14 protein-coding genes and 1 pseudogene are annotated in these 10,056 nt (G+C 65.6%); all 15 read right to left on the bottom strand.

Translation table 11 applies throughout. From position 1 onward, the window contains the following. Positions 1-53: 53 nt before the first annotated feature. Positions 54-1,832: pseudogene (locus tag VCK47_RS00760) on the bottom strand (baseplate multidomain protein megatron); the annotation flags it as partial. A gap of 1 nt (position 1,833) precedes the next feature. Then, the gene (locus VCK47_RS00755; protein WP_322891667.1) at positions 1,834-2,268 is read right to left on the bottom strand and encodes a peptidase; all 435 of its coding nucleotides are present in this window, start codon (positions 2,266-2,268) and stop codon (positions 1,834-1,836) included. Next, positions 2,265-3,146 carry a DUF2163 domain-containing protein gene (locus VCK47_RS00750; protein ID WP_322891668.1) on the bottom strand — a complete coding sequence of 294 codons (882 nt, stop codon included), beginning with the start codon at positions 3,144-3,146 and terminating at the stop codon, positions 2,265-2,267. The genes VCK47_RS00755 and VCK47_RS00750 overlap by 4 nt, the downstream gene beginning before the upstream one ends. Beyond that, positions 3,143-3,772, bottom strand: a complete 630-nt coding sequence (locus tag VCK47_RS00745; RefSeq protein WP_322891669.1) for a DUF2460 domain-containing protein — start codon at positions 3,770-3,772, stop codon at positions 3,143-3,145. Before VCK47_RS00745 ends, VCK47_RS00750 begins: the two co-directional genes overlap by 4 nt. A 10-nt stretch (positions 3,773-3,782) precedes the next feature. Then, the gene (locus VCK47_RS00740) at positions 3,783-4,439 is read right to left on the bottom strand and encodes a phage tail tape measure protein (RefSeq protein WP_322891670.1); all 657 of its coding nucleotides are present in this window, start codon (positions 4,437-4,439) and stop codon (positions 3,783-3,785) included. Further along, entirely contained in the window at positions 4,426-4,635 is a 210-nt protein-coding gene (locus VCK47_RS00735; RefSeq protein ID WP_322891671.1) for a rcc01693 family protein, read from the bottom strand. The genes VCK47_RS00740 and VCK47_RS00735 overlap by 14 nt, the downstream gene beginning before the upstream one ends. Then, entirely contained in the window at positions 4,632-4,946 is a 315-nt protein-coding gene (locus VCK47_RS00730) for a gene transfer agent family protein (RefSeq protein ID WP_322891672.1), read from the bottom strand. Before VCK47_RS00730 ends, VCK47_RS00735 begins: the two co-directional genes overlap by 4 nt. Continuing rightward, positions 4,946-5,362: a phage major tail protein, TP901-1 family gene (locus VCK47_RS00725; RefSeq protein WP_322891673.1), complete on the bottom strand. Its 417-nt coding sequence runs from the start codon at positions 5,360-5,362 to the stop codon at positions 4,946-4,948. Before VCK47_RS00725 ends, VCK47_RS00730 begins: the two co-directional genes overlap by 1 nt. A gap of 22 nt (positions 5,363-5,384) precedes the next feature. Further along, positions 5,385-5,798: a DUF3168 domain-containing protein gene (locus tag VCK47_RS00720; RefSeq protein ID WP_322891674.1), complete on the bottom strand. Its 414-nt coding sequence runs from the start codon at positions 5,796-5,798 to the stop codon at positions 5,385-5,387. After that, positions 5,795-6,133 carry a phage head closure protein gene (locus VCK47_RS00715; RefSeq protein ID WP_322891675.1) on the bottom strand — a complete coding sequence of 113 codons (339 nt, stop codon included), beginning with the start codon at positions 6,131-6,133 and terminating at the stop codon, positions 5,795-5,797. Before VCK47_RS00715 ends, VCK47_RS00720 begins: the two co-directional genes overlap by 4 nt. After that, positions 6,130-6,723: a head-tail connector protein gene (locus tag VCK47_RS00710; RefSeq protein ID WP_322891676.1), complete on the bottom strand. Its 594-nt coding sequence runs from the start codon at positions 6,721-6,723 to the stop codon at positions 6,130-6,132. The genes VCK47_RS00715 and VCK47_RS00710 overlap by 4 nt, the downstream gene beginning before the upstream one ends. Positions 6,724-6,877: 154 nt before the next feature. Next, a complete protein-coding gene (locus VCK47_RS00705; protein WP_322891677.1) occupies positions 6,878-8,056 on the bottom strand; it encodes a phage major capsid protein in 1,179 nt (392 codons plus the stop codon). 11 nt (positions 8,057-8,067) lie between these two features. Further along, positions 8,068-8,610 carry an HK97 family phage prohead protease gene (locus VCK47_RS00700; RefSeq protein WP_322891678.1) on the bottom strand — a complete coding sequence of 181 codons (543 nt, stop codon included), beginning with the start codon at positions 8,608-8,610 and terminating at the stop codon, positions 8,068-8,070. Then, positions 8,607-8,819: a hypothetical protein gene (locus VCK47_RS00695; protein WP_322891679.1), complete on the bottom strand. Its 213-nt coding sequence runs from the start codon at positions 8,817-8,819 to the stop codon at positions 8,607-8,609. Before VCK47_RS00695 ends, VCK47_RS00700 begins: the two co-directional genes overlap by 4 nt. Next, the gene (locus tag VCK47_RS00690) at positions 8,812-9,987 is read right to left on the bottom strand and encodes a phage portal protein (RefSeq protein ID WP_322891680.1); all 1,176 of its coding nucleotides are present in this window, start codon (positions 9,985-9,987) and stop codon (positions 8,812-8,814) included. Before VCK47_RS00690 ends, VCK47_RS00695 begins: the two co-directional genes overlap by 8 nt. Between the last annotated feature and the right edge of the window lie 69 nt (positions 9,988-10,056).

Genomic DNA, 10,056 nt, shown 5'->3' with positions numbered 1-10,056 from the left:
CTCCTTGCTTCCAAAATTACCAAGCAAGGCCTCTACAAATCTAGGGGCTATTCACCCAGACCATCGGTAATCGGTTCACGGCGTTGGGCATCGCGGGCTTCGGGCGTGGGATAGTACCAGTCATAGCCTTCGCCGCCTGCGATATTGCCGCGCAGATAGGCCAGATCATGGATCGTGCCTGCGCCTGCATCGGCATGGGTATCGCCATCACGCCAATCGGCGAGCGGCATGTAATTGTCGATCCCGATGAAATCGATGTTCTGGTCGGCCCAAAGCGGGTCGAGGTGGAAAATCTTGTCGCCCGTCCCTGCGGGCTGATACCCGTGATATTCCGACCAGTCGGCGGCATAGCTGATCTTGCACGCAGGCCCAAGGATCGCGCGCACATCGGCGGCAAGCGCGCGCAAGGCTGCCACGGCAGGAAAGCTGCCGTCCGCCCCGCGCACCTGCGTCAGCCCGCGCATCTCAGAGCCGATGCAAAAGGCATCCACGCCGCCCGCCGCAGCACACAGATGCGCATAGTGCAGGATGAACCGCCGATACCCGCCCGTCGCGGGGCCGGTGTAATCGACCCGTGTGCCGTGCACGCTGAACTGCGCAGGCTGGGCCGTGCCCATGAACGCCGCTACCTCGGCCGCCGCTGTCGCTGTGCCGTTCCCCGCCGCCGTGATCCGCCCGCGCCATGGCAAGGCGGGCTGGCCAATGGTGCCTGTCCACGGATCGGGCAGCGTGTTGCCCGCCAGCTGTTCCATCAGGATGAACGGATAAAACACCGTGGCAATGCCGCGCGCGCGCTGGTCGATGATCGCCTCGACCACAGCGGCATCCGCAGGCGTGCCACCATAGACAGGCGCGCCTGCGTCAAAGGCCACAGGCTGCGCCGTCGCGCGCGAAAGCCCCGAGACGCGCCACGGCATCGCCTGCGCGTCGACGTCGGTCTGTTCGACCTTTGGCAGCACGGCGCAATTGCCACAGCGCAGGTCATCGCCAAACCACGACACCACCAGCACCAGCGATTTGCAGGCGGGCAGATCGCCTTCCAGCGCGTCCATCGCATGGCTGTAATCGGTCTGGCCAGAGGGTGCGTTCATATTCACCGCTACCTGTTCGCCATAGCGCGGCGAGAGGTACACCGGCCGCGTGGCCAACCCGTATTCGCCGGTGCCGGGGATCAGGGCGACGCCTTGCACGGCTGCGCCAAGCCCGCCGTCCAGCCTTGCACGGATCACCTCGAATGTCAGTTGCGGGACGCGGTTGCCGAACGTGCCCAGATCCAGATCCTCGATCACCACATAGGCGGTGCCGCGATAGGCGGGGACGTTGCCTGCGCCTTCGACGGCGACCATCTTGGGGTCGGGGAACTGGTCGGCGCTGCCGGTATAGACGCGCATGTTCAGATCGTCGGGCGCGATTTCCACGCCATCCGCCCAGATCCGGCCCACGCGGCTGATCGGTCCCTCGCACAAGGCCACGGCAAAGCTGACACGGTAGCTGTAGGTCGTGGTCTTTGGGGCGGCAGGCGCGCCTTTGCCACCGCCGGTCGTCGTGCTCGATTGGGTGAAATGGCTGGCCCAGATGACTTGGCCGCCGACGCGCATGCGGCCATAAACCTGCCCGATGTCGCTGCCTTCGGCGGCCCCCGTCAGGCGGAACCGGTCCACCCGGCCCGTTTCCACTGCATCGCTGCCCGACCCCATCAGGCGCTGGTCGATCCGCGCGCCGATCATGGCCCCTGCAGCACGGCCCGCGACCGCCATCGACAGCCCCATCACGGTGCCGCCGATGGACCCGCCCAGCGCCATGCCTGCGGCTGACAAAACGATCGTTGCCATATCAGATGATCCTTTGCGTGAAATGAAAACGCGCCGCGATCCGGCGCGCCCAAGGGGCGCTGAGCGGGCTTTCGACAACGCCGTGTCCGCTATAGGCGTGGATGAACGCGGGGGCGTCGCCTGTGGCCGAGACTAGCCCGAGGTGTTTGGCCACCCCGCCCGCACGCATCCGAAACAGCAGCACATCGCCCGCGGCCAGCGCGCCCGTCGCAGGCGGCATATGGCGCAGCGCCGCCTGCCACAGCCGCTCCTGCCCCTGCGGTTCAGACCAGTCGGGGGTATAGGCTGGCACCTGTTCCGGCTCTGCCCCGTGGAGTTCGCGCCAAAGCCCGCGCAACAGCCCCAGACAATCGCAGCCGACGCCTTTGGTCGCGGCTTGATGCATGTAGGGCGTTCCGATCCAGTCCCGCGCGGCGGCCACGACAGGCGGCGTCATGGGTTGCGCCTGCTCTGGCCGGTCAGGTTGCTGTCGCTGCGTGGCACGGCGACCAGCCAGTCATCACCCGGAATATCGGGAAAGCCCTGAAAGTTTAGCAGATTGGCGAATTTCACGCGGCAGGTCACAGCCGCCTTGTCGCAGCCCGCGGTCAGGGTCAGCACATCCGCCACACCCACGCCCGCGCGGATCGGGTCCCACAGCGTGATTTCGCGCAGCCCGTCCATCAGCCGGTCGGATTGCACCACCGCCGACAGGCCAGCGGCAGGGCCCGTTGTGACCAGCAACTGCCCCGCCTCGAACCAGCCATCGTTGAACGTGGCCTGCCCCGCGAACCAGAAAACGCGGTTATCCTGCACTGCCACGGGCTGCGCGCTGAACTGGTAACCAGGATCATCCAGCGCGAACCGGCAGCGCGCATCCCCCAGCACGGCGGAACATTGCGTCAGATAACTGCGCCCCTGCGGCTGGTTCAGCATCTCGGTCAGCCCGCGGAGTTCGGCCTGAAAGCCACCCTTGGCGCGGGTGATCTCGCCCAAGGTCCCTGCGAATTTCAGCGCGCGGTCGGCCACTGCGTCCCAGCGCACCAGCCAGATGCGCACTTCGGCCCCGTCATAGCGGCCAGCGGTGATGTCGCTTTCCGTGATCGCATCTGACGACAAAGCGCCCAGCGCGTCGGTGTTGTTCACCGACAGCCCCGTGGTGCTGGACAAGGCCCGCGCTGAAAGGCCCGATTCCGGCGCAAAATGGATCCCGTCGAAGGCCAGCGGCAGATCGTGGTCGGTGAACCCCAAGGTCACGCCATCACGGCGCGTCACGGCCCAGCAATGGCAGGTTTGCGTCGCTCCGCCCGCCAGATGTGCGGCAAGGGCGGTCATATCCGCACCTCGATCACCGGCACGTCGGGGGCCTCGCCCGCCTGAAAGCGCGACATGGATGTGCGGATCGTGTCCGTGGCAAAACGCACCGGCACGTCGAATTCGAACCCTGCCCTGATTTCCGCGCCGATGTCGGGCGCGTCGGCAAAGCTGACGACGCCTGTGGCCGCATCCACGGTGTAATCCACCCCCGCGACCATCGGATCACCGCCACGGCTGACGCGGATCGAGCCTGCGACGGGTTTGGTGATGGGGCGGACATAGACCGTCTCGCCCGACCGGTAGGTTTTTGAAAGCTGGAAATCGCGCCTCACCTCGTCACCCACGCCGATCAGCTGGTCCGGCCCTGCGGTATCCTGCGATGGCAGGCAGGATTTGTAATCCGACCAGTCCTTCCAGCGGAAACCGATCAACTGGCCCTGACGCGCCTCGAAAAACGCGATGAGTGTTGCCAGATCGTCCAGCGCGCTGAGCCCAAGCCCCGCGTCGTAGCGCCTGCGCGAATGGGCCCAGGGCGTGTTGCGTTCCTCGTATCCGTTGGCGAGTGTGACCACCTCGGTGCGCCTTTCCGGCCCGCCCGTGGCGCCAAACGACAGGTTGGCAGGAAATCTGATCTCGTGAAACATCGCTTATTCCTTAGCTGTTGCGCTGGCCGCGTTGCATCGCACGCGCCAGTTGCTGCGCGATCTGCGACTGGCTGCGCTGGAAGCCCTGCACATCGGGCGTGGTGATATGCATGGTGACATTCACCGCCCCGCCACCGCCGCGCACACCCAGCCGCCCGTCCGCCCCGCGTGCAAGCGGCATGATCGCCTCTGGCCCCGCCTCGCCCATCAATCCGGTGCCGCCGCGCATCGGGAACGCCGTGGGGCTGGATACAACGCCGCCCTTGGCGAAGGGCATCACGCGGCCTTGCGAGAACGGCGCACCATCCGCAAAGGGCATCAGGCCGGACACAAGACTGTTCAGCCCGCCCGCCAGCAGCCCGCCGAAATGGTCGGTCACAGGTTTCAGCGCGGCGTTATAGACCGTGCCCGACATCGACCGCCCAAGTCCGGCGAACACATCCGATAGGCTTTTGCCATCCAGCACCAGCCCGTCCAGCGCGCGGCGCAATCCGTTCGAGAACCCCCGTTCGAGATTGCCCAGATCGCGGGTCGTATCGGTCAGCGCTGTCTGCGTACCGCGCAACTGCGCATCAAAGGCGGCCGTGACGGCGGACACATCGCCAAGGCTGCGTTCCAGCGCGGAAATATCGCTGTCAAAGGCGTCAAGCCGGTCAAGATCGCTCATCATCATCCCCTTTCGGATCATCGGGAAAGGCGCGCGCCAAAGCATCAAGGCCCGCGCGCGTCATGGGGGCAGGCCCCGCCTGCGCGCCCAGCATCAGTTGCAGTTCCGCAGGCGTCAGCGCCCAGAAGGTCGCGGGCGGCAGGCGCAAGCTACACAGCCCCGCACGCATCAGCCCTGCCCAGTCGAGTGGCGTCATTCCGGCACCGTGAAGGCCCGCGCAAGCAGGGTCGCGGCCAGTTTCGCAGCACCCAGCGGCCCGCCGGGGAAATCCACCGCCAAAAGATCCCCCGCCTGCCCGCGCCAGCCACCGCCGCGCAGCCCTGCCACGATCACGGCCATCACGTCGCGGCTGGAAAAAACGCCACCCTCGAACCGCGCCACCAGATCGACCAGCGATCCGGTTTGCAGGTTTGATTCCAGCTCCGCCAGCGCGCCCAGCGTCAATTTGGCATCAATCACGGTGTCACCGATGGTCACCGCGACCTCGCCCGTGAAAGGATTGGCCATCAAAGCAGCGCCACGAATTGCAAGGCCCCCGCAGAGGCGAGCGAGACTTCGTAGGTCGCTTCCCCGTTATGGCTGCCCGCATAGTCGATGCCGGTGATCTGGAACGCGCCTTGCAGCGTGCCGAAACCGGGGATGATGACCTGAAAATCGGGCATCAACCCGCCGAAAAAGATCTGGCGCGCGCGTTCGTCCGTCGCATCATCCTTGAACACGCCAGAGCCGGAAATCGCGGCGGTTTTCACCCCCGCCCCCCCCAGCAACTGCCGCCAGCCGCCGCTGCTGTCGAGGCTGGTCACATCCACCGTTTCGGCATTCAGGCTGATCCGCGTCGCGCGCAGGCCTGCCAGCGTTTCGAACTGGCCGTCGCCGGTCATGTCGATCTTGATAAGCAGGTCTTTTCCGTTCTGGGCCACCATCGGGGCTCTCCTTTATCGGGGGTTAAACGTCGTCGGCCACGCGGGCGCGAAAGATCAGCGTGATCTGGCGCATGTTGCCGGTGGTCGTGCGCAGGGCCTTGGCCTTGGTGAAATTGAGGCTGACAAGCGTGCCGCGCACCAGCGTCATCGGCGCACCCAAAAGCGCATCGCAAACAGCGCCAGCGGCGACCTTGGCACCGGCGAAACCTGCCGCCTCGCTCAGCACGTTGATGGCCAGCGCGTGATCGGCGCCACTGCCGGTCTTGTCAGAGGCATCGCGCACATCCTCGTTGCCGATGACGACATAAAGCGGCGGCAGGGTGCCCGCAGGCACCGCGTCATAGATCGCAGCCCCCACAAGGGCGGCAAGCGCGGGGTCGGCCGTAAGCCGCGTATAAACCGCTGTTTGCAGGGCGGCAGCGACAGCATAGGTCATGTGGCCACCTCCTCGGTTGCGGTGCAGGTCAGGTAAAGGCCCTTGTCATCGGCTTCGGTCACGGCACTGATCCCGAAAAGCCGCGCGCCCTGCCGGAACCTTTGCCCCGGCTGCGGGCGTGACGGCGCACCCACGGGGGCGGCGCGCAGGATGATCTGGTAAGGCACGCGCGACAGGCTTGCCGAAAGCGCCACAGCCTCGCGCCCCGTGCCGGGCTTGATCGCGGCCCAGACTCGGCCCAAAGGCTGCCAGTCGCTGGTAAACCCGCCTGCACCATCGGGGGTCTGCACGCGGTGTTCCAGCACCAGCGCGCGGGTCATCTGGGGGATGCTCATGCGCGCGCCCCCAGCCGCACCACGCGGTACGGATCAAGCAGCGCCATGATCGCGGCAGGCACCGTGCTGTGCGCCGCGCCCATGTCATGGCGGCAATCGAAATGATGCGCAGCCAGCATCAGGCTCGCCTGTGCCAGATCGGCCGGCAGGTCTGACCATTCCGGCCCGAACCCCGCCATCAGCCCGATGCGCAGCGCCCCATGCGGCGGGACGCCCGGCAAAAGGCCACCCTTGGCCACCAGCGCAGGCCGCGCCCCGTCCGCCACCAGATACCATCCTGCGGGGTCGGTGACAGTCGTGGTGCCGTCCTGCGCCACGCGCGTCACATGCACGATGGCATTGACCGGCGCCACGGGCAGCACCTGCCGGACAGGATCGCGCCAGGCGTGCAGCGTCCATGTGAAATCACGCTCGATCAGGATCTTGCCCGTGCGCGCCTCGATCGCGGCCATGGCGGCGCGCAGGTGGCGCAACAACAGCCCGTCCTGATCGGCATCATCGGCAAAGCCCGTGGCAAGGCGCAGATGTTCTTTCAGCTGCGCCACCGGCAGGACCGCATCGGATACCGGGTTTTCTTCGACTAACATCATGGATTTGCTCCGAAATTCATTTGGCACAGCTGTCCCGGACACAGACCCGCCTGCCATGCTCGGACGGAAGGGGGGCTGCTAGACATGGCAGGCAAGCCTGCATCCGGGGGCCGGGCAACGCGCATCGTGACGCGCGCGCCCTATCGGGTCAGGGTCAGCTGACCGCGAATTTCAGAAGCTTGATCGCGGCGAAATCGCTGACCGCACCCCCCACGCGCTTGGTGGCGTAGAACAGCACATGCGGCTTGGCCGAGAACGGATCGCGCAGCACGCGCAGATCGGGGCGTTCGGCCACGGTATAGCCCGCGCCGAAATCACCGAAGGCGATGGCCGTCGCCCCTGCCGCGATGTCGGGCATGTCCTCGGCCACCAGCACCGGATAGCCCATCAGCCGCGCAGGCTCGCCCGCGGCCAGACCGTCGGACCACAGGAACCGGCCGTCGTTGTCTTTCAGCTTGCGGATCGTGCCTGCGGTCTTGGAGTTCATGACAAAGGTCCCGTTGGCGCGGTAAACCGCCCCCAGCGCATAGACCAGATCGACGATCGGATCACCCGACTGGATACCGCCTGCGACGCCCGTCGGCACATACCCGATGCTGCCCCATTCCCACAGCTCATTTTCGACCTGAGGATAGGTCAGCATCCCCTTGGGCTTGTCCAGACCGTCCCCGTTGATGAAGGCCCCCGCCTCGGAACGGGCGAATTTATCCGCAATGCGCCCTGCCAGCCAACCTTCGATGTCAAAGGCACTGTCATCGAGCAGTCGCTGCGACGCCTTGGGCAGGGCCGACAACTCGTGCAGCGGAATGCTGATCCGGTCGATCTGCGGCGTGATGGTTTCCGCCATGCTGCCGGTCTCGGTCGCCCAGCCAGCACCCATTTCGGTATGATCGACCAGCACATCGTAAGACGTGGCATCCACCGTCACGACACTGGCCACCGCGCGCAAGGACGCGGTCGAGGACAAGGTCCCCTTGATCGTATCGGCGGTTTGCGGGTCCACCAGATAGCCACCATCAGCGGCCATGGCCGAGGACATCGCCTTGCCCTCCAACTCCAGCCCGCGCAGGGCGTCGTCATCGCCCGACCGCAGATAGGCGGCAAAGGCTTTCTGATGCGGCGCCTCGGGTGCGGCACCTGTCGCCAGCGCGCTGCGGGCGGTCATCATCGTCTTGCGATCCAGCTTGTTCATGCGGTCATCCTGTTTTTGAAGTTTGGCCTGCAGGCCGTTGGTAAAAATGGTGAAATCGGCCAGAAATCCGGCGATGGCTTCGGTCAGGTCAGGCGCGGACAGATCATCTGCGATCCGGGCCTTGGGCACGGGGTTGGTCATGGGGTGGTCCTTCAGGGTCGTGGTGAAAGCGGGTGCAGCAGGCAGCGCGCCTCTTGAAACGCGCGCGCAAGGCGGTGCAGATCGCCTGCGTCGCGGGCCTCCGCCTTGGCGGTGACACGCGCATCGGGCAGCATCGGAAAGGTGACCAGCGACACTTCCCACAGGTCCAGTTCCGACAGGCGGCGCGCGCCGGCATCGTCCTTGTGGGCGCGCACCGTGCGATAGCCGATGGACAGCCCGTCGATGGCACCTGCCGCGATCAGGCTGGCCGCCTCCCGTGCGCGGGCGATATCGGTCAAAAGACGGCCCTTGACCCACAGGCCGCGGGCATCCTCGACGACCTCGTCCCAGACGCCGATGGGCTGGGACGGATCGTGCTGCCAAAGCATCTTGATCCGCCGCCCCTTGGACAGGCTGATCCGGTAGGCACCAGCATCGACAATATCACCGCCCTGATCGGATTTGCCGAACAAAGAGGCATAGCCGCTGATGACCTGCCCGTCGGTGACGGTCACATCCTGGGGTCCGGTGCAGAATTTATGTTCCAAGGTCATGGTGTCCCTCCGCTGAGTGCATTGACGATCTCGAAGACCAGCAGACCCGCGCAGCCGCAGACCACGATCCAGATTTGCCATTCGAGCCGCGCGATGATGAATTCGATCCGGCCCAGCCGCAGATCGACATGGGCGAACCAGAAATCCGACGCAGGCGGCGGTGGCGGCGGGCGCGGCTGGCCACGCAGGGCAATGACCTTGTCATCCATGCTGGCCGACCTCCTGTGCGGGCAGGCCCAAAAGGCTGCGCTTTTCCGCATCGCTCAGGAATGTCGCCGCCCCCACCCGCGCCCAGAGACTGTCGCGTTCATGCGACAGGGCGGCGATCTGGTCGATATCAGGGCGGATTTCGATACGCTGCCCTGAGAAATCCGAGAGCCAATCCGCGATCACCGAAGCCACACGCGTCGCCAAAGGCAACACGGTCAGGCGGTAAAAGGCGCGGTTGGCCTCCTGGTAATTGGCATAGGTCGCATCACCGGGGATACCCAGCAGCATCGGCGGCACGCCAAAGGCGATGGCGATCTCGCGCGCGGCGGCTTCCTTGGTTTTCTGGAACTCCATGTCAGAAGGCGAAAACCCCATCGGTTTCCAGTCGAGCCCGCCTTCCAGCAGCATCGGCCGGCCCGCATTGCGCGCACCCTGATGCTGGCTTTCCATCTCGCTGACCAGCCGGTCATATTGGTCGGTGGTTAACGCGGATTGCCCGTCCGCCCCGCGATAGACAATCGCGCCCGAAGGCCGTGCCGCATTGTCGAGCAGCGCTTTGGACCAGCGCGAGGCCGCGTTATGCACGTCGATGGCGGCAGCACAGGCTTGCAACGCGGAAAACCCGTAATGGTCGTCCTGCGGATGAAAGCTTTTCACATGGCAGATCGGGCTTTGATCTTCACAGACGGCAAAGCGGTGCTTGCGGCCATCGACATTGTATTCATAACCCGCAGGCCAGCCGTCAGGGCCGGGGATCACCGCCATGCGGTCGGACCGCAGCACATGGATCTCGGCAGGCAAGCTATCGACCGCCACCGCCTCCAGATAGCCGTTGCCGGTCAACAGCACCTGCCCGAACAAAGCCTCGAGCAGCTCCGCCCGCCCCTGCGCCGCATTGGGCCGCGCCAACAGCGCCTGCACGGGGTGGCGGTCATAGCGGTGCGCGTCATCCTGCACGACCAGCGGGATCGCGGCGGCGGCCTCGGAAATCAGGCGCACGGCGCGAAAGCCCACCGGATTGCCCAGAAACCCCGTCCGCGTCAGCGACACCACATCGCGCGGTGACCATGCGACACGGCCCGCCCCCTGAAGTGCCACGACGCGCCCCGTGGCCGAGGCTTTGCTTTCGGGCGCGGGGGCTGGCTTGCGGTTCAGGAAATCAAACATGTCTTCTCCTCGAAGCGGTCTCTTGCGGCGTTGAGAGGAATGTAGCCAAAGGGGTTGAGGATGCGGTTA

This window comes from Yoonia sp. 72 (assembly GCF_034652275.1).
In the GTDB taxonomy this organism is placed as follows: domain Bacteria; phylum Pseudomonadota; class Alphaproteobacteria; order Rhodobacterales; family Rhodobacteraceae; genus Yoonia.
This window is presented reverse-complemented; position numbering and strand designations above follow the sequence as displayed.

Bases quoted from the DNA above. Each gene is read 5' to 3' on its own strand.
- VCK47_RS00755 (WP_322891667.1), bottom strand. From the start codon at position 2,268: ATGACGCCGCCTGTCGTGGCCGCCGCGCGGGACTGGATCGGAACGCCC.
- VCK47_RS00750 (WP_322891668.1), bottom strand. From the start codon at position 3,146: ATGACCGCCCTTGCCGCACATCTGGCGGGCGGAGCGACGCAAACCTGC.
- VCK47_RS00745 (WP_322891669.1), bottom strand. From the start codon at position 3,772: ATGTTTCACGAGATCAGATTTCCTGCCAACCTGTCGTTTGGCGCCACG.
- VCK47_RS00740 (WP_322891670.1), bottom strand. From the start codon at position 4,439: ATGAGCGATCTTGACCGGCTTGACGCCTTTGACAGCGATATTTCCGCG.
- VCK47_RS00735 (WP_322891671.1), bottom strand. From the start codon at position 4,635: ATGACGCCACTCGACTGGGCAGGGCTGATGCGTGCGGGGCTGTGTAGC.
- VCK47_RS00730 (WP_322891672.1), bottom strand. From the start codon at position 4,946: ATGGCCAATCCTTTCACGGGCGAGGTCGCGGTGACCATCGGTGACACC.
- VCK47_RS00725 (WP_322891673.1), bottom strand. From the start codon at position 5,362: ATGGTGGCCCAGAACGGAAAAGACCTGCTTATCAAGATCGACATGACC.
- VCK47_RS00720 (WP_322891674.1), bottom strand. From the start codon at position 5,798: ATGACCTATGCTGTCGCTGCCGCCCTGCAAACAGCGGTTTATACGCGG.
- VCK47_RS00715 (WP_322891675.1), bottom strand. From the start codon at position 6,133: ATGAGCATCCCCCAGATGACCCGCGCGCTGGTGCTGGAACACCGCGTG.
- VCK47_RS00710 (WP_322891676.1), bottom strand. From the start codon at position 6,723: ATGATGTTAGTCGAAGAAAACCCGGTATCCGATGCGGTCCTGCCGGTG.
- VCK47_RS00705 (WP_322891677.1), bottom strand. From the start codon at position 8,056: ATGACCAACCCCGTGCCCAAGGCCCGGATCGCAGATGATCTGTCCGCG.
- VCK47_RS00700 (WP_322891678.1), bottom strand. From the start codon at position 8,610: ATGACCTTGGAACATAAATTCTGCACCGGACCCCAGGATGTGACCGTC.
- VCK47_RS00695 (WP_322891679.1), bottom strand. From the start codon at position 8,819: ATGGATGACAAGGTCATTGCCCTGCGTGGCCAGCCGCGCCCGCCGCCA.
- VCK47_RS00690 (WP_322891680.1), bottom strand. From the start codon at position 9,987: ATGTTTGATTTCCTGAACCGCAAGCCAGCCCCCGCGCCCGAAAGCAAA.